17 protein-coding genes are annotated in these 17,958 nt (G+C 69.6%); 6 read left to right on the forward strand and 11 right to left on the reverse strand.

Annotation, left to right across the window (positions count from 1 at the left end):
• Positions 1 to 44: 44 nt before the first annotated feature.
• Entirely contained in the window at positions 45 to 1,535 is a 1,491-nt protein-coding gene (locus tag ACFDS6_RS00720; protein WP_375270185.1) for a replicative DNA helicase, read from the forward strand.
• Positions 1,536 to 1,556: 21 nt separating this feature from the next.
• Here ACFDS6_RS00720 and ACFDS6_RS00725 read toward each other — a convergent pair whose 3' ends face one another.
• The 9 genes from ACFDS6_RS00725 to ACFDS6_RS00765 all read right to left on the reverse strand — a co-directional run bounded on the left by ACFDS6_RS00725 (position 1,557) and on the right by ACFDS6_RS00765 (position 10,895).
• A complete protein-coding gene (locus ACFDS6_RS00725) occupies positions 1,557 to 3,026 on the reverse strand; it encodes a DUF4403 family protein (RefSeq protein WP_375270186.1) in 1,470 nt (489 codons plus the stop codon).
• 53 nt (positions 3,027 to 3,079) lie between these two features.
• Entirely contained in the window at positions 3,080 to 3,838 is a 759-nt protein-coding gene (locus tag ACFDS6_RS00730) for a phosphoadenylyl-sulfate reductase (protein ID WP_375270187.1), read from the reverse strand.
• Entirely contained in the window at positions 3,831 to 4,307 is a 477-nt protein-coding gene (locus tag ACFDS6_RS00735) for a DUF934 domain-containing protein (RefSeq protein ID WP_375270188.1), read from the reverse strand. The genes ACFDS6_RS00730 and ACFDS6_RS00735 overlap by 8 nt, the downstream gene beginning before the upstream one ends.
• Positions 4,300 to 5,931, reverse strand: coding sequence for a nitrite/sulfite reductase (locus ACFDS6_RS00740; protein WP_375270189.1), 1,632 nt, complete (start codon positions 5,929 to 5,931; stop codon positions 4,300 to 4,302). The genes ACFDS6_RS00735 and ACFDS6_RS00740 overlap by 8 nt, the downstream gene beginning before the upstream one ends.
• Positions 5,931 to 6,227, reverse strand: coding sequence for a DUF2849 domain-containing protein (locus ACFDS6_RS00745; RefSeq protein WP_375270190.1), 297 nt, complete (start codon positions 6,225 to 6,227; stop codon positions 5,931 to 5,933). Before ACFDS6_RS00745 ends, ACFDS6_RS00740 begins: the two co-directional genes overlap by 1 nt.
• Positions 6,228 to 6,237: 10 nt before the next feature.
• The gene (gene cobA / locus ACFDS6_RS00750) at positions 6,238 to 7,026 is read right to left on the reverse strand and encodes a uroporphyrinogen-III C-methyltransferase (RefSeq protein ID WP_375270191.1); all 789 of its coding nucleotides are present in this window, start codon (positions 7,024 to 7,026) and stop codon (positions 6,238 to 6,240) included.
• A gap of 82 nt (positions 7,027 to 7,108) precedes the next feature.
• Positions 7,109 to 8,047: a DUF808 domain-containing protein gene (locus tag ACFDS6_RS00755; RefSeq protein ID WP_375270192.1), complete on the reverse strand. Its 939-nt coding sequence runs from the start codon at positions 8,045 to 8,047 to the stop codon at positions 7,109 to 7,111.
• 36 nt (positions 8,048 to 8,083) lie between these two features.
• Positions 8,084 to 9,493, reverse strand: coding sequence for a succinylglutamate-semialdehyde dehydrogenase (astD, locus tag ACFDS6_RS00760; protein WP_375270193.1), 1,410 nt, complete (start codon positions 9,491 to 9,493; stop codon positions 8,084 to 8,086).
• 40 nt (positions 9,494 to 9,533) lie between these two features.
• Entirely contained in the window at positions 9,534 to 10,895 is a 1,362-nt protein-coding gene (locus ACFDS6_RS00765) for a protein adenylyltransferase SelO family protein (protein WP_375270194.1), read from the reverse strand.
• A gap of 37 nt (positions 10,896 to 10,932) precedes the next feature.
• On the opposite strand from ACFDS6_RS00765, the gene ACFDS6_RS00770 reads away from it, so the two are divergent.
• The 5 genes from ACFDS6_RS00770 (at position 10,933) to ACFDS6_RS00790 (ending at position 16,433) form a co-directional block, all read left to right on the forward strand.
• Entirely contained in the window at positions 10,933 to 11,811 is an 879-nt protein-coding gene (locus ACFDS6_RS00770) for an alpha/beta fold hydrolase (RefSeq protein WP_375270195.1), read from the forward strand.
• 40 nt (positions 11,812 to 11,851) lie between these two features.
• Positions 11,852 to 12,616 carry an SDR family oxidoreductase gene (locus tag ACFDS6_RS00775; protein WP_375270196.1) on the forward strand — a complete coding sequence of 255 codons (765 nt, stop codon included), beginning with the start codon at positions 11,852 to 11,854 and terminating at the stop codon, positions 12,614 to 12,616.
• Complete coding sequence (locus ACFDS6_RS00780; RefSeq protein WP_375270197.1) at positions 12,613 to 13,770, forward strand: glycosidase; 1,158 nt, start codon at positions 12,613 to 12,615, stop codon at positions 13,768 to 13,770. Before ACFDS6_RS00775 ends, ACFDS6_RS00780 begins: the two co-directional genes overlap by 4 nt.
• A gap of 49 nt (positions 13,771 to 13,819) precedes the next feature.
• Positions 13,820 to 14,956 carry a glycosyltransferase gene (locus ACFDS6_RS00785; RefSeq protein WP_375270198.1) on the forward strand — a complete coding sequence of 379 codons (1,137 nt, stop codon included), beginning with the start codon at positions 13,820 to 13,822 and terminating at the stop codon, positions 14,954 to 14,956.
• 73 nt (positions 14,957 to 15,029) lie between these two features.
• The gene (locus tag ACFDS6_RS00790) at positions 15,030 to 16,433 is read left to right on the forward strand and encodes an NAD(P)H-dependent flavin oxidoreductase (RefSeq protein ID WP_375270199.1); all 1,404 of its coding nucleotides are present in this window, start codon (positions 15,030 to 15,032) and stop codon (positions 16,431 to 16,433) included.
• A 41-nt stretch (positions 16,434 to 16,474) separates the two neighbouring features.
• On the opposite strand, the gene ACFDS6_RS00795 is transcribed toward ACFDS6_RS00790, so the two are convergent.
• Together ACFDS6_RS00795 and ACFDS6_RS00800 are read right to left on the reverse strand one after the other, a co-directional pair.
• Positions 16,475 to 16,666: a hypothetical protein gene (locus ACFDS6_RS00795; RefSeq protein ID WP_375270200.1), complete on the reverse strand. Its 192-nt coding sequence runs from the start codon at positions 16,664 to 16,666 to the stop codon at positions 16,475 to 16,477.
• Positions 16,667 to 16,770: 104 nt separating this feature from the next.
• A complete protein-coding gene (locus tag ACFDS6_RS00800) occupies positions 16,771 to 17,787 on the reverse strand; it encodes a 2-hydroxyacid dehydrogenase (RefSeq protein WP_375270201.1) in 1,017 nt (338 codons plus the stop codon).
• Between the last annotated feature and the right edge of the window lie 171 nt (positions 17,788 to 17,958).

Here is a 17,958-nt window from a genome sequence, read left to right on the forward strand (position 1 = left end):
CAGCGGCGGTTTCGGATCGCGGGCGGCCCGGGTATGACGCGTTGATGGCGACATTGGCATTCCCGCAGCCGACTCCGGTCGAGCCCATCCAGCTTCCACGCAACGTCGAGGCGGAGGCCGCGATGCTGGGCGCGATGATGATCGACAACCGGCTGGCCGACGATCTGGTCGACCGGCTGGAGCCGGCGCATTTCTACGAGCCGGTCCACGGTCGCATCTTCGCGTCGATCAAGACGCTGCGCTCCGCCGACATGCTGGCGACGCCGGTCACGCTGCGCCCGATGTTCGACGCGGACGAGGGGATGAAGGAGCTGGGCGGGCCGGCCTATCTCGCCAGCCTGACCGGATCGGGCGCGGGGTTGATCGGTGCGCGGCAGTTCGCGCAGCAGATCTACGACCTAGCGATGCTGCGCTCGCTCGTGTCGGTCGGGCGGACGCTGGTCGACCGCGCGATGGACACGTCGGAGGAGGTCAACCCGCGTGCGCAGATCGAGCTCGCGGAGGAGGAGCTGTTCAAGGTCGCCGCCGACGGCGCGACCGAGAACAGCATCAAGTCGTTCGCGCAGGCGAGCACCATGGCGGTCAAGATGGCCGAGAAGGCGCTCAACTGGGGCGGCAACCTGTCGGGCGTCACCACGGGGCTCGACAGCGTCAACCAGAAGATCGGTGGCCTGCACCATTCCGACCTGATGATCCTCGCCGGGCGTCCGGGCATGGGCAAGACCTCGCTCGCCACCAACATCGCGTTCAACGCGGCGCAGCGCTGGATGCACGACATGCGCGACGGCATCCCGCCGTCGAAGTCGGTCGGGGCGAAGGTCGCGTTCTTCAGCCTGGAAATGTCGGCCGACCAGCTCGCGACGCGCATCCTCGCCGAACAGTCGCGCATCTCGTCCGAGGCGCTGCGCATGGGCAAGATCAGCAAGCAGGAGTTCGAGCAGCTCGCCGCCGCCGCGGCCGAGCTGGAGAATCTGCCGCTGTTCATCGATGACACCGGCGGCCTGTCGATCGGCTCGCTCCACACGCGCGTGCGCCGGCTGCAGCGGCGCCACAACAACGAGATCGGGCTGGTGGTGATCGACTATCTCCAGCTGCTGTCGGGGTCGGGCAAGTCGTCGGACGGCAACCGCGTGCAGGAGATCTCCGAGATCAGCCGCGGGCTGAAGACGCTGGCCAAGGACATGAACGTGCCGGTGCTGGCACTGTCGCAGCTGAGCCGCGCGGTCGAGCAGCGCGAGGACAAGCGACCGCAGCTGTCCGATCTGCGCGAATCGGGCTCGATCGAGCAGGACGCCGACATGGTGTGGTTCGTGTTCCGCGAGGATTATTACGTCGCGGCGAAGGAGCCCAAGCGCCCGACCGAGGGCGACAACGCCAAGATGTTCGAGGACCACGCCGCCTGGGCCGCCGACATGGAACGCGTCTACGGCCTGGCCGAGCTGATCGTTGCCAAGCAGCGCCACGGTGCCACGGGCAAGGTGATCCTGAAGTTCGATCCGACGATCACGCGCTTCTCGGATTACGCGGGCTACTGAGCGGTCGGCGAGTCCGGCGAATCAGCGCGGGCGGTAGGTGATGCTGGCCCGACCGGTGACCGCGACCGGCATGAACAGGCCGGCGCCGGTCGCCGTGATGCGGCCGTTGCGCACGCCCGTGACGCGGGTGCGCAGCACGAAGTCGCCCTCGCGCCGGTCGCCGATTGCGCGCTCCACCTTGCCGAGCAGCTCTCGGTAATCGGGCGCGAAATCGTGGCTGAGCCCGTCCGCCACGCTGGCGCGCACCGCGGGGTCGGCGAACAGGGCGGCGAGCAGGTCGACGAGTTGCGAGTTGGTCCTGGTCGCGAATTCGACGTCGCGGGCCTGCACCAGCTGCGAGCCCGGCTCGTTGAACGGTTTGGCGGCGAGCCAGGCGTCGCCCTCCGCGGAAGCGATCGGGCTCGACCGTGCCTTGACCTTGGCGTGTACGCCGACCGCGATGCGGTGGTCGGTGGTGGCGTAGACGGTGACGCGCCCGAACGCGGCGTCGACGGGACCGATGCCCTTCAACTCGATGCCGCGCGCGGCGAGCTTGCGCAGCGTGCGCTGCACCACGGGTTCGAGCTGCGCGTAATCGGCGACGACGGGGATGAAGAAGCGCAGGCCGGGCCGGCCGACCTGCGTTGACGGCGGCGGCAGCGCGGTCGGTGCGGGGTCGAGCGGACGGTGCCCGACGAACGTTTGCGTCAGCGCATCGGCGCGCAGAGTCAGCCGCAGCGCGCGGCCCTCAATCTGGTAACCGCCGTAGCCGAGCCGGCGCGGTGCTACGCGCATCCACACCGGTGGATTGCGACGGCTGAGCTGGAGCGTAGTGAACGACTGGCGCCAGACGCGTTCGAGCTGCTGGCGCAGGTGTAGCCGCGAGAGCTCCCGCGGCAGGTCGCGCTCCAGCCTGGCGAGTACGGGCTTGAGCTTCTCGTCCGCCTGGTCGGCGAAGGTGATGCGCTGACCGAGCAGGTCGACGCCGGGCGGCTGCGTCCAGTCGTAGGAGAGCTGCATTCGGGCGGTCGGCTGCCAGTCGCCCACGACCGCGATGCGGCCGGTCGCGCGGACGATCGCGCTGCCGGTCGCGGTCTCTCCCGCGATGCCGGCCAGGTTCCTGACTGACAGGCGCGCGTGGATCGGCAGCGTAACGACGAGGCGTTCGCCGCTGCCCCCGATTTGGACGGGCCCGCGCGTCACCGTGCCGACGACGCGGCAGCCGAGGTCGGGCGTCACCTTCACCCTGGCGATGCCGAGGTCGAGGCGCTTGGCCGCGACGCAGCGGTCGAGGTGACGGTTAATCGACCACAGGTTGCGCGGCGTGCGCTGGTCGAGCCCGCGTTCGAGCTCGTTCAGGTCGGCGACGACCGGCACGACCACGGTTGAGGGCTGTTCGGGCATGGTGATGCCGCCCGTCACCTTCGGCGGCGCGGCATTGCCGACCTGCCGGCTGCACGCCGCCGATGCGAACGAGGCGAGGAGCAGCAGGCAGGTGCGCAGTCGGGACACCTGCGTTCAACCCGGATCGGTCCATTTCGATCCGAGACCGAAACGGGCTTACGTCAGAACGCCGGTTCCTCGCCGGGCTTCTCGGGCACGTGGATGCCGCACTCGACCTTGTCCCAGCCGCGCCAGCGGCCGGCGCGCGGGTCCTCGCCCGGTTGCACGCGCGAGGTGCACGGCGCGCAGCCGATCGAGGGATAGCCCTGCGCCTCGAGCGGGTGGCGCGGCAGTTCGTGCTCGGCGAAGTACGCGTCGAGATCGGCCTTGGTCCAGGCGGACAGCGGGTTGATCTTCAACCGCCCGTCATCCTCCTCGAAGCGCGGCATCGCGCGGCGGGTCTTGGCCTGGAAGCCCTTGCGACCCGAGATCCAAGCGTCGAACGGGAGCAGCGCGCGGCGCAGCGGCTCTACCTTGCGCAGGTCGCAGCAGCCGTCGGGATCGTAGGACCAGCGCAGGCCCTTGTCGTCCTTCAGCCGCAGCAGGCGGGGGTCGGGGCGGAACACGCGCAGGTCGGTGAAGCCCAGGCGCTCGGCGAGCTCGTCGCGGTAGGCGAGCGTTTCGCCGAACATCTTCTGCGTGTTGGTGAACACGACCGGCACGTCGCGGTCGACCTCGGCGATCATGTGAAGCAGCACCGCCGATTCAGCGCCGAACGACGACACCGCGGCGATGCGGCCCTTGAGCTCGCCGGTCAGCAACTCGCGCAGCATCTCCTGCGCCGACATGCCGGCGAAGCGCGCGGCATAGGCGGCGGTGTCGGCGGCGGTGTAGACGCGGCCGGTGTCGATCGTGTCGAGCTGGCGCGCGGGCTCACCCATGACGGCGCTTCCAGACCGGCACCGACGCGTCGGCGGCTTTCTGGTAGTGATAGTCGTAGCGGTCGAGCGCGCGGCGCAGCGTCTCGCCGTCGATCGGCGCCTCGGGCGCGAAGCTGTCAAAGCCGCAGCGGCGCATCAGCGGGATCTGGTCGACCAGCACGTCGCCCGCCGCGCGCAGTTCGCCGGTGTAGCCCGCCTCGCGCAAGATGCGCGCGACCGAGTAGCCGCGCCCGTCGCGGAAGCTCGGGTACGACACCTCGATCAGCGCGATCCGGTCGAGCGAGGGGAGCAGCGCGCGCGCGTCGTCGCCGGGCTCGATGCGGACCGCGGTGGCGTTCGACTGATCGACCAGGAACGAATCGAGCGTGACCGCCGGTTCCTCGCGCACCTCGTCGTCGCGGAAGCGGAGCTGCACGCCGCCGCTGCTGTCGGTCATCGTGGTCTGGTCGGGATTGAAACCGTCAGCCATAGATCGCCTCCTTGAACGGCTCCATGCCGACGCGCCGATAGGTGTCGACGAAGCGCTCCTCGCCCTCGCGCACTTGGATGTAGGTGTCCGTCACGCGCTCGATTGCGTCGACCACGCCGTCTTCGCTGAAGCCGGGGCCGGTAATCTTGCCGAGGCTCACGTCCTCCGCGCCCGACCCGCCAAGAAGGAGCTGGAAGTTCTCCACGCCTTTCTTGTCGACGCCCAGGATGCCGATGTGCCCGGCGTGATGGTGGCCGCAGGCGTTGATGCAGCCCGAAATCTTGAGCTTCAGCTCGCCCAGATCACGCTGGCGTGCCGGATCGGCGAAGCGCTCGGCGATCTTCTGCGCCAGCGGGATCGAGCGCGCGTTAGCGAGGGAGCAGTAATCGAGCCCGGGGCAGGCGATGATGTCGCTGATGAGGTCGAGGTTCGCCTCGGCGAGTCCGGCCTCGACCAGCGCCTGCCACACCAGCTTCAGATCGGCGACGCGGACGTGGGGTATGACGATGTTCTGCGCGTGAGTGACGCGCAGCTCGTCGAAGCCGTAGCGCTCGGCGAGGTCGGCCATGACGTCGATCTGGTCGGCGGAGGCGTCGCCGGGAATGCCGCCGATCGGCTTCAACGACACGTTGACGATCGCGTAGCCGGCCTGCTTGTGCGGCTTGACGTTCTGGTCGAGCCAGACCGCGAAATCGGGGTCGCTGCGGTCGATCTCGGTCGGCGCGTCGGCCTCGAACGCGGGCGCCGCGAACATCGCGGTGATCCGCTCCAGCTCGGCGCGCGGCGGGTCGAGCCCGAGCTGCTTGACCGCCGCGAACTCCTCCTCGACCTGGCGGCGATACTCGTCCGCGCCGATCTCGTGAATCAGTATCTTGATCCGCGCCTTGTAGATGTTGTCGCGGCGGCCGTAGCGATTGTAGACCCGCAAACAGGCCTCGAGATAGCTCATCAGGTCGTCGGCGGTGACGAAGTCGCGAATCTCGTGCGAGATCATCGGGGTGCGCCCCATGCCGCCGCCCGCGAAGATCCGCGCGCCGAGCTCACCGTCGCGCATGACGAGCTGGATGCCGATGTCGTGCAGCCGCATCGCGGCACGGTCCTCGTCCGCGGCGATCACCGCGATCTTGAACTTGCGCGGCAGGTAGCTGAACTCGGGGTGGAAGGTGCTCCACTGGCGCACCAGCTCGGCCCAGGGGCGCGGGTCGGCGACCTCGTCCGCGGCGGCGCCGGCGTACTGGTCGGACGAGATGTTGCGGATGCAGTTGCCGCTCGTCTGGATCGCGTGCATCTTAACGGTGGCGATCTCGGCCAGGATGTCGGGCGCTTCGGATAGCTTGATCCAGTTGAACTGGATGTTCTGCCGCGTCGTGAAATGGCCGTAGCCGCGGTCGTACTTGCGCGCGACGTGGCCGAGCATCCGCATCTGCCGGCTGTCGAGCGTGCCGTAGGGCACCGCGATGCGCAGCATATAGGCGTGAAGCTGGAGATAGAGGCCGTTCATCAGCCGAAGCGGCTTGAACTGATCCTCGGTCATGTCGCCCGACAGGCGGCGCTGCACCTGATCGCGGAACTCGTCGACCCGCGCGTCGACGATCGCCTGATCATATTCGTCGTACTTGTACATCAGATTACCCAGTTCCCGGCCGCAGGGTCGGCCGGCTTCAACGTCAGGTCGGGGCGCACGGTGGGGCCGAGCGCGCGGATGCGGTCCTTGATGTGCGCGGGGCGCGGACCCTTGAGCGTCGCCACGCCCTCGATCACGTAGGGCACGTTGACGCGGCGCGAGGCTTCTTCCGCGCGCGCGATCGCCTCGGCATGGTCGCCCGCGTCGACCGCCTCCTCGATGTGGCGCGACCAGCCGGCGCCGGTCCACCAGATCACGTCGCCGCTCGGCAGGTCGTTACCCGTCACCAGTTTCACGCTTCCACCTTCACGACAATGTCTCCGCCACGCGCGCATAGCCCGCGAGCTTGTTCTCGGCATCCGACAAATCGACCACTTCGCCCACCACGATGATCGCGGGGCTGGCGACACCCTCGCGCCGCACCATCGCGCCGAGGTCCGCCAGCAGGGTGCGCAGCGCGCGGTGGCCGGGCTGGGTGCCTTTCTCCAGCACCGCGACAGGCATGTCGGGGGCGACGCCATCGGCCATCAACTTGTCCGCGATCGCTTCGGCGGTGGCGACGCCCATGTAGATGACGAGCGTGCGGCCCTGTCCCGCGAGGCCGGACCAGTCCTGCTCGCTCAACCCCTTGCACTGGCCGGCGACGAAGCTGACGGCGCTGGAGTGATCGCGGTGGGTGAGCGGCAGCATCGCCTCCGCCGCGCAGCCGAGCGCGGCCGACACGCCGGGAATGACCTCGACCGGCAGGCCGGCGGCGCGCACCGCCTCCACCTCCTCGCCGCCGCGACCGAAGATGAAGGGATCGCCGCCCTTCAACCGCACGACGACCGAGCCGGCGCGGACGTGCGCGACGATCAGCGCGTTGATCGCGTCCTGCGGCAGCGTGTGGCGCGCGCGGCGCTTGGCGACGGAAATGCGCTGCGCCTCAGGCGGCGCGATGTCGAGCACGCGCAGGTCGATCAGCCCGTCGTGAACGACGACGTCGGCGGCCTTCAGCGCCTCGACCGCGCGGACGGTCAGCAGGCCGGGGTCGCCCGGACCCGCGCCCACCAGGATGACGCGACCACGCGCGTCGGGATCGAGCAGACTTGCCATGACGATCAGATGGGACCGCGACCGCCGTCGCGCAAACCAGCAAGGCTTGCCGCGCGCGTAGTCGAGGTTTCAGCGGGCCCGATCAGTGGTGGCCGCGTGCCTTGTGCACCTGGTGCACGACCAGCGCCACGAGCGCGCCGACGGCGAGCCCGACGACGCCCGACAGGGCGGCGGTGACGATCCACGCGACCGCGGGGCCGAGCGCGCCGGTCGCGTGCCCCGCGACCTCCGACGCGTGATGGACGACGTGCGCGGGGGCGGCGAGGCCGAGCTCTTCCGCGCCGTGCAACAGGATGCCGCCGCCGACCCAGATCATCGCCGCGGTGCCGATCACCGACAGCCAGCGCATCATGACGGGCACGCCCTTCACCAGCCCGCGCCCGATCGCCTGGAGCGCGCCCGAGCGCTGCTTTGCCAGGTGGAGCCCGACATCGTCCGCCTTCACGATCAGCGCGACCACGCCGTAGACGCCCGCGGTGATCGCGATCGCGACCAGGATCAGCGTGACCGCCTGCGTGAGGATCGGCGTGTCGCTGACCTCGCCGAGCGCGATCGCCATGATCTCGGCGGACAGGATGAAGTCGGTGCGGATCGCGCCCGACACCTGCCTGTTCTCCAGCTCGGTCGCGTCGGCGACGACCACCTCGGCCTCGACCGCGTGCCCGCCCGACACGGCCTCGATCACCTTCTCCGCGCCCTCGAAACAGAGGTAGATGCCGCCCAGCATCAGCAGCGGCGTGATCGCCCAGGGCGCGAAGGCGCTGAGGATCAGCGCGGCGGGGAGCAGGAACAGCAATTTGTTGCGGATCGAACCCAGCGCGATCTTGCCGATGATCGGCAGCTCGCGCTTGGGCGAGAGGCCGACGACGTAGCGCGGGGTGACCGCGGTGTCGTCGACGACGACGCCCGCCGCCTTGGTGCCCGCCTTCGCCGCGGCGCCCGCCACGTCGTCGAGCGAGGCGGCGGCGAGGCGGGTCAGACCCGCGATGTCGTCGAGCAGTGCGACCAGCCCGCTTGCCATGATTTTAGTTCCCCCGTTCGTGTCGTCAGTCGCCGATCAGTCGTCGGCGAGCCCGATGCCGATTGACGCGCGCGCCGCCTCCGCCTCGTTCGAGACGACGGGATAGGCGCAGTAATCCGCCGCGTAATATGCGCTCGGCCGGTGGTTGCCCGACCAGCCAATGCCGCCGAACGGCGCCGACGAGGACGCGCCGTTGGTCGGCTTGTTCCAGTTGACGATGCCGGCGCGCGCGCCCGCCCAGAACCGGTCGTAGAGGATCGGCGTCTGGCTGACGAGCGAGGCGGACAGGCCGTAGCGGGTGTTGTTCGCCTCCGCGATGGCGGCGTCGAAATCGTCGACGCGGATCACCTGGAGCAGCGGCCCAAACAATTCGATGTCGGGGCGGTCGGGCAGGTCGGTCACGTCGATGATGCCTGGCGTCAGCAGCGGCCGCTCGGGATCGGGACGCGCCATGTGGCGGATCGGGCGGCCGCCGCGCATCATCAGCGCGAGGAAGCTCTCGGTCAGCCCGTCCGCTGCCTCGTTGTCGATCACCGGGCCCATGAACGGCTGCGGATCGTCGTGCGGGCGCCCGACGATCAGGCGACCGGCGAGGCGGTTGAGTTCGGCGAGCAGGTCCTCGGCGAGCGCTTCCTGCACGATCAGCCGACGCGCGGCGGTGCAGCGCTGCCCCGCGGTGGTGAAGGCGGATTGCGCGACCAGTACCGCGGCGGTGGCGAGATCGGGCGTGTCCCACACCACAATCGGGTTGTTGCCGCCCATCTCCAGCGCCAGGATTTTCTCCGGCTTCTCGGCGTAGGCGCGGTTGAGCGCTAGGCCGGTGCGCGCCGAGCCGGTGAACAGCAGCCCGTCGATCCCGTCGTGCGCGGCCAGCCGGCGTCCCTCGTCGGGGCCGCCGATCACGACGCGCACGCACTCCTCGGGCACGCCGGCGGCGTGGAGACACTCGCACAGGAACACGCCCGTCGCGGGCGTCTTCTCCGACGGTTTGAACACCACCGCGTTGCCCGCGATCAGCGCGGGAACGATGTGGCCGTTGGGCAGGTGCGCGGGGAAGTTATAGGGGCCGAGCACCGCCAGCACGCCGTGCGGCTTGTGCCGGAGCGCCATGCGGCTGCCCATCGGCGCGTCCATCCGGCGCTGCGCGGTGCGCTCGGCATAGGCGCTGACCGAGATGTCGACCTTGGCGATGACCGAGTCGACCTCGGTGCGCGCTTCCCACAACGGCTTGCCCGTCTCGCGCGCGATCACGTCGGCGAAGGCGTCGGCGCGCTGGCGCACGACGTTGGCGAAGCGGCGCATCGTCTCGATGCGGAAGGTGACAGGGCGCGCCGCCCAGGCGACCCAGCCGTCGCGCGCGGTGGCGACCTCCAGGTCGACGTCGCTCGTCGCGCCGCGCCACAGCTCGGCCCCCGTCGCGGGCTCATACGAAATCAACTCACCCATGGCAGGGTTCATTACCGCAATAGGCTCGGCGCGAAAGGGGTCAGTCGGCGAGTGCCTGTCCCATTTGCCGGACGCGCGCGATCTTCTGGTGGAACGGCGACCAGTCGTCGTCGCGGTCGATCGCGGACCAGATCTCCTCGACCTCGTCGATCAGCATCGCGCAGGAATCGCCCGACCAGAAGGCGTGGTCGCGTGGCTTGCGCGGCGCGTAGCCGGGTAGGGCGGCGCGCACGTCGTCCCACTCGGGGCCGTAGCCAGCGGGCAGATCGGTCGCGAACACGTCGAAGAAGAAGCGCTCGATCGGGACCCCGGTGCCGCGCAGCGCGCGCTCGACCGCCTGCACCAGCGCGCGGTCGTGCTCGTGGTCGCGCGGGGCGCGGCCGAGCCGCCAGAGGATCGCGGCGGTGACCGCGCGCTGGTAATGGTCGGGAAAGCGATCGAGCGCGGCGATCAGCGGTTCGGCGTCGCTGATCTGGCGCAGCGCGACTGCGAGCTGCATCGCGTCCCAGTGGATCGCCTCGGGCTGGCGGCCGAAGGCGTAGAGGCCGGCGTGGTCGAAATAGGCCGCGACGATCCCCGGGTCCCACGTCGGCGCGAACCGCCACGGACCGTAGTCGAAGCTCTCGCCGGTCACGTTGATGTTGTCGGAATTGAGCACGCCGTGGACGAAGCCGGCCGCCATGTAGCGCGCGGCGAGCGTCGCGGTGCGCCGGACGACGAGATCGAGCAGGCGGACGGGGTCGTCGCCGTCCTCGCCGTAGAGGTGATGCAGAACGTAGCGGGTCAGCGCACGTAGCCCGTCCTCGTCGCGAAGGTAGCCGAGCCGCTGGAACGTGCCGACACGAATGTGCCCGTGGCTGAGGCGCACCAGCACGGCCGAGCGCGTGGGCGAGGGTTCGTCGCCGCGTTCCAACGCCTCGCCCGTCTCGATCAGCGAGAAGCTGCGCGAGGTCGGCACGCCCAGCGCCTCGAGCATCTCGCTCGCCAGCACCTCGCGCACGCCGCCCTTGAGCGTCAGGCGGCCGTCGCCGAAGCGGCTCCACGGCGTCTGCCCCGAACCCTTGGTGCCCAGGTCCATCAACCGGCGGTTCCGGTCGCGCAGCTGCGCGAAGGTGAAGCCGCGCCCGTCGCCGAGCTCGGGATTGTACTGGCGGAACTGATGGCCGTGGTAGCGCAGCGCGAGCGGCTGCGGCAGCGTGCCGGGCAGCGGTATGAAACGACCGAAATGCGCGACCCACTCGTCGTCGCTCAGCGTCGCGAGGCCGACCTCGGCCGCGGCGGAATCGTTGCGGAAGCGCAGCCGCGTCTGTGGAAAGTCGGCAGCCGCGACGGGATCGTAGAAGCCGTCGCCCAGATCAAGGATCGCGGTTTCGGGGCGGTACGCTTGCGGGTCGATCGGCATGCGTCGATATGGGGGCGCAGGCGACCGGGGTACAAGCGTGACAGGTTCTGGGGCAGGATTCGAGGACTTCTACTGGTGGTCGGGCGACGGGCTGCGGCTTTACGCGCGCGACTACGCTGGTGATCCGAGCAGGCCCGCGATCCTGTGCATGCCGGGGCTGACGCGCAACGCGCGCGACTTCGCCGACCTGGCCGAACACCTGTCGCCCGCGTGGCGCGTGCTGGCGGTCGAGTTCCGCGGCCGCGGCGAGAGTGCGCATGCCAAGGACCCGATGAGCTACGTTCCGCTGACCTACGCGCAGGATATGGCGGCGCTGGTGGTGGCGGCGGGGATCGACCGGTTCGTCGCGATCGGCACCTCGCTCGGCGGGATCGTCGCGATGCTGCTCGCGGGCATGATGCCGGGCCGGGTCGCGGGCGCGGTGCTGAACGACATCGGCCCGGACATCGAGCCCGCCGGACTCGCGCGGGTGCGCGGCTACGTCGGGAAATCGAGCAATCACCCGACGTGGATGCACGCCGCGCGCGCGCTGCAGGAGTCGAGCGGCGCAGTCTATCCCGACTGGCGGATCGAGGACTGGCTGGCGATGGCGAAGCGCGTCTATCGCCTGAGCAGCGCGGGGCGGATCGTGCTCGACTATGACGCGCGCATTGCCGAGCCGTTCCGGCTGCCGGGCAACGAGGCCGGGCCGGACATGTGGCGCGCCTTCGCTGCGCTGCGCGACGTCCTCGTGCTGGTGGTGCGCGGCGAGCGATCCGACATGCTGTCGACCGCCACGGCCGACCGGATGATCGCCGAGCAGCCAGGCGCGACGCTGGTGACGGTGCCGCGCGTCGGGCACGTGCCGACGCTCGCCGAGCCGGAGGCGCTGGCGGCGGTGGAGCAACTGCTCGCGCGGGTGGCGGAACCGGGCTGATCGCTCGGGCGTCTCGGCGGCTGAACAATCGGGACGTGCCATGCCAGACACCAACACCGCCGACGCGCATACCGCCACGCTGCCGCTCACCGGCCGCCGCGCCGTGATCAGCGGCGGCTCGACCGGGATTGGTCGCGCGATCGCGGTGCTGCTCGCCGCGGAGGGCGCGCGCGTGTTCATCGGCGCGAACACGCCAGAGCATCTGGACGACGCGCTCGCCCGCATCCGCGAGGTGGGCGAGGGCGACGGCGTGGTGCTCGACCTCGCCGAGCCGGACAATGTGGGACGCTTCCTCGATGCCGCACGCGAGGCGATGGGGAGCTATGACATCGTCGTTGCCAACGCCGCGGTCGGCGCGGGCGGATTGACCGAGGTCGACGAGCCGACGCTGCGCCACGCCATCTCGCTCAACTTCACGCACTATCTGCTGCTCGCGCATCAGGCCGCGGCGGCAATGGGCGACGAGGGCGACATCGTGCTGGTCGGGTCGATGAGCGCCTACGTGCTCGGGCCGCACTCCACCGTCTACGCCGGGATCAAGGCAGGCATCCAGGGCTTCTCGGTCGCGTTGCGCCGCGAACTCGGCCCCAAGGGCATCCGTGTCGCGCTGGTCGAGCCAGGGATGACCGGCTCCGACATGCAGGAGCCGGATATCACGCCCGAGGAGCAGCGCGCGCAGATCGGCGAGGAGAAGATGCTGCGCGCCGAGGACATCGCGGTCGGGGTCCATTACCTGCTCACCCAGCCGCGCCGCACGGTGATCCAGCGGCTGACGATCAGCCCGCGCGTGCAGGACGGCGAGTGACGCAGGCGGCGCCCGCGTTCGCGCATGACGCGTTGATCCTCGATCCGCGCGACATCGACCTGTCGCGCTCGCCGCTGGGCGGCAAGATCGACGCCGAGACCTACGTGCTGGGGGCGTTCAACCCGGGGCTGACGCGGTTGCCGAACGGCAATCTGCTGATGATGGTGCGCGTCGCGGAGGCGCTGCGCCACCCGATAGTGGACGGCCACGTCCGCGCGATTCGCTGGGACGAGGGCGCGTACCGGCTGGACGCGTGGCCGCTCCAGCTGGTCGACACGAAGGACCCGCGCAAGTTCATGATGCGCGGTGGGGGCTGGCGGGTGATGGCGCTCACCTCGCTGTCGTGGCTGCTGCCGGTCGAGCTGAACGCGGACGGCACGCGCGTCGAGGCGATCCACTACGACCGCGCGGTCGCGCCGCGGCAATCGTACCAATGCTACGGCGTCGAGGATGCGCGGATCAGCCGGGTCGACGGGCGCTACTACATGACCACCTGCTCGGTCAGCCCGGAGCGGCATTCGACCACGCTGTACACCAGCGACGACGCGCTCGACTGGCAACTTGAGGGCATCGTGCTCGATCACCAGAACAAGGACATGCTAATCTTCGAGGGCAAGATCGGCGACAAGTTCTGGGCGCAGACGCGGCCGCTCGGCGACCTGTATTTCGCCTATCCGCCCGAGTCGCCGTGGCGCGCGGGGCCGTCGATCAATCTCGCCACCTCGCCCGACGCGCTGCACTGGAAGCCGTACGACGAGCCCGGCATCCGCCCGCACGCCGCCACGGTCGCGACCGCGCGGATGGGCGGCGGCGCGCAGCCGGTGCGGGCGCGCGTCGAGGACAAGGAGGGCTGGCTGACCTTGTGGCACGGCGTCGAGCCGAGCGGTGTGGTTGGCATCTACCGTACTTATTGGACTTTGCTCGACCTCGACGATCCGTCGCGCGCGATCGCGACCTGCCACACGCCGCTGCTCGAACCAGCACCGGCGCTGACCGAGCCGCTGCGCGACCGGATGTATCTCGACGACGTCGTGTTCACGACCGGCATCGTCGACGGCGGTGATCACTGGATCGTGGCGAGCGGGGAGGCCGATCTCGCGTGCCGGATCACGCACATTCCCAAGCATGCCTTGCGCGCCGCGCCGCAGGAGTAGGTAACGCGAGTAGGTGCGCGTTAGCGTGTCGCGGGCTATGCCCCCGCGCATGACGCGGCTGATCTCGATCCTGCACCTCCATTCCACCTTCGACCTGGGCGGCAAGGAGGCGCGCGCGGTCAGGTTGATGAACGCCTTCGGCGATCGCGCGCGGCACACGATCGTGTCGTCGATGCCCAACGCGCTCGGCGCGCGCGCGCGGATCGACCGCGGCGTCAGCTACGAGATCGCGCAGCACGCGCCGCCGCTCACCGGGCGTCCCTCGGTGGCGCGCTACGAGGCTATCGCGCGCTACATGCGCGGCTTCGACCTGGTGCTGACGTACAATTGGGGCGCGATCGACGGCGTCATGGCGCGGCGCGTCTTCAGCCGCGGCGCGCCGCCTCTCGTCCACCACGAGGACGGTTTCAACGCCGATGAGGCGGGCGGGTTGAAGCGCGAGCGCAACGTCTACCGCCGGCTGGCACTCGGCGCGGCGCACGCGCTGGTGGTGCCGTCCGAGAGCCTGGAGACGATCGCGCTGGAGACGTGGAAGCAGCCGCGCGCGCGCGTCCACCGCATCGCGAACGGCATCGCGACCGCGTTGTACGCGCGGAAGCCGGAGCCCAAGGCGATCCCCAGCTTCGTGCGCCGCGCGAACGAGGTGGTGATCGGCACCGTCGCCGGTCTGCGCGCGGTCAAGGACCTGCCGCAGCTCGTCCGCGCGGTCGGCGGCGTGTCGGCGCGGTTCCGGCTGGTGATCGTCGGCGAGGGACCGGAGAAGGCGGCGATCGAGCAGGCGGCGCTGGCGATGGGGATCGACGACCGCGTGGTGATGCCGGGCTTCCTCGATCGGCCGTATCGGTTCATGCGCCATTTCGACCTGCTCGCGCTGTCGTCCAAGTCGGAGCAGTTCCCGATCAGCGTGGTGGAGGCGATGGCGGCGGGGCTGCCGATCGTCGCGCCGCCGGTCGGCGACGTGCGCGTGATGGTGGCGGCGGAGAACGCGCCCTTCATCACCGAGCATCACGGCGAGGTGCGGTTGCGCGACGCGATCCAGGCGCTCGCCGCCGACCCAGACCTACGCCGTCGCGTCGGTCAGGCGAACCAGGCCAAGGCACGCGCGTCCTACGACGAGGAAACGATGATCGCGCGCTACGCCGACCTGTACAACGACGCGATGGGCAGGCCGGGCTGCCTGCGCTGACGCAACGCTATCGCCTTGTCGCGACTTTGGTTTATAGCGGACCCAATTATAAACCTCGGGAAGTGACAGCAGCGTGTTCAAGGGCCTGAACCCCATCGTCTATGCCGGTCGTGAAGTCTGGCCGTTGGTGGAGGGCGGAAAAGGCGTCGCTGCGACCAACCACGCCTCCGCCGGCGCCTGGGCCGCGGCCGGGGGCATCGGCACGGTATCGGCGGTCAACGCCGACAGCTACGATCCCGAGGGCAAGATCATCCCACAGGTGTACCGCGCACTGACCCGGCGCGAGCGGCACGAGGAACTGATCGCCTACGCGATCGAGGGCGCGGTGCAGCAGGTCCAGCGCGCGTGGGAGATCGCGGGCGGCAAGGGCGCGATCAACATCAACGTGCTGTGGGAGATGGGCGGCGCGCAGCGCGTGCTGCAAGGCGTGCTGGAACGCACCAAGGGCATGGTCGCGGGCGTCACCTGCGGCGCGGGCATGCCGTACAAGCTGTCGGAGATCGCGGCGTCGTACAACGTCAACTACCTGCCGATCGTCAGCTCCGGGCGCGCGTTCCGCGCATTGTGGAAGCGTGCCTATTCGAAGGTGTCGGAACTGCTCGGCGCGGTGGTGTACGAGGATCCGTGGCTGGCGGGCGGGCACAACGGCCTGTCGAACGCGGAGGACCCGCTGCGTCCCGAGGATCCGTACCCGCGCGTCAAGGCGCTGCGCGAGACGATGCGCGAGGGCGGCATACCCGACACGACGCCGATCGTGATGGCGGGCGGCGTGTGGTTCCTGCGCGACTGGAATGAGTGGATCGACAATCCCGAGCTCGGGCAGATCGCGTTCCAATACGGCACGCGCCCGCTGCTGACGCGCGAGAGCCCGATCCCCGACGACTGGAAGCAGCGGCTGATGAGCGTGGAGGAGGGCGACGTGCTGCTCCACCGCTTCTCGCCGACGGGTTTCTACTCCTCGGCGGTGCGCAATCCGTTCCTGCGCAGCCTAGAGGCGCGGTCGGAGCGGCAGATTGCCTTCTCGACGCAGGAAGCGGGCGACCACGTCTTCCAGCTCGACGTCGGGGTGAAGGGCAAGAACTTCTGGGTGACGCGCAACGACCTGCTGCGCGCGCGGCAGTGGTTCGGCGAAGGCTTCACCGACGCGCTTAAGACGCCGGATAATACATTGGTGTTCGTGTCGCCACCGGAGAAGAACGAGATTCGCAAGGACCAGGCCGACTGCATGGGTTGCCTGTCGCAGTGCCTGTTCTCAAGCTGGGCGGATACCGAGACCAACTCGACCGGCCGGCTCGCCGATCCGCGCAGCTTCTGTATACAAAAGACGCTGCAAGAGATCGCGCACGGCGGCGACGTCGATCAGAATCTGATGTTCGCGGGGCACGCCGCGTATAATTTCAAGCGCGATCCGTTCTACTCGAACGGGTACGTGCCGAGCGTCAAGGAACTGGTCGACCGTATCCTGACCGGCGACTGAGATTCGTCGGGGCCGCGCTGGCGGGCGCGGCCCCTGTCGGATCAGTCGACGACGGCGCCAACCACCGCGCCACCGACGCCGCCGACCGCCGCGCCCTTCTCGACATTGCCGCCGGTCGCGGCAGCCACGCCGGCGCCGCCCGCGCCGCCGATCGCGGCACCCTTCAAGGTCGAGCAGGCGGACGTGGACAGGGCGGCGAGGCCGATAACGGCGATAAGAGCGGCGTTGCGCATGGGGTTTGGCTCCTGTTGAAGTGGTGAGCCGGTTTAATGACGCGACCGCGCACGGGTTCCGTCGCGATAATCTTTGTTACAAGCGAGTGCTCCAGTCGCGCTGCTCAGGCCCAGCCTTCGAGCACCTGGTCGGGTGGGCGGTGACCATCGGCCCACATCCGGATGTTGGCGATCACCTTGTCGCCGCTCGCGACCCGCCCCTCGTAGGTAGCCGAGCCCATGTGCGGCGTCATGACGACGTTGGGCAGCGCAAGCAGCCGCGGGTCGATGCGCGGCTCGTGCTGCCACACGTCGAGCCCGGCCCCGGCGAGGCGCCCGTTCTCCAGCGCGTCGACCAGCGCGTCCTCGTCCAGGATGCCGCCGCGGCTGGCGTTGATGACGAACACGTGCGGACGCAGCAGCGCGACGCGGCGCGCGTCGATCAGGTCGCGGCTGTCGGCGTTGAGCGGGGTGTGCAGCGTCAGGATGTCGATCGCGCCCAGCATCTCGTCGAGGTTCGGGTGCCATTCCGCCCCGAGCTCGCCCTCCAGCACCTTGGGCAGGCGGTGGCGGTTGTGGTAGTGGATCGACAGCCCGAACGCGCGCGCGCGCCGCGCCACCGCCTGCCCGATCCGCCCCATCCCGACGATGCCGAGCGCCTTGCCGCCGATCCGACGCCCGAGCATCCCGCCCGGACTCCACCCGTTCCACTCGCCCGAGCGGACCAGCTTCTCGCCCTCCGCCAGCCGGCGCGGGACCGAGACGATCAGCGCCATGGTCATGTCGGCGGTGTCCTCGGTCAGGACGCCGGGCGTGTTGGTGACGATGATGCGCCGCGCGCGCGCCGCCTTCAGGTCGATGTGGTTCACGCCCGCACCGAAGTTCGCGATCAGGCGCAGCCGCTCGCCCGCGCCCGCGATCAGATCCGCGTCAATCGTGTCGGTGACCGCGGGGACAAGCACGTCGCAGTCGGCCATCGCGGCGGCGAGCTGGTCGCGCGTCATCGCGACGTCGCCGCGGTTGTTGACGGTGTCGAACAACGCCTCCAGCCGCGTCATCACCGCGTCGGGCAGTTCGCGCGTGACGACGACCTTCGGCTTCGCCACGCGCCTCGTGCTGGGTGAAGGGGCCGCGCCGGACATGGGCTTGGATTGGCGCAGCAACGCCCTATCGTCAATGTCTTCGGGTTGAAGGCGGCGCCGCCTGCGGGCAAGGTGAGGCACGATCGAACCGGTGCGACAGGGCGCGCCGCGGGCGGGGGTGGAGTGAGTGCGCATGCGTTTAAGGTTCTGCATCGTCGCGGCAACGACCGC

Origin of the sequence: Sphingomonas sp. (genome assembly GCF_042095875.1) — a bacterium.
In the GTDB taxonomy this organism is placed as follows: Bacteria; Pseudomonadota; Alphaproteobacteria; order Sphingomonadales; family Sphingomonadaceae; genus Sphingomonas.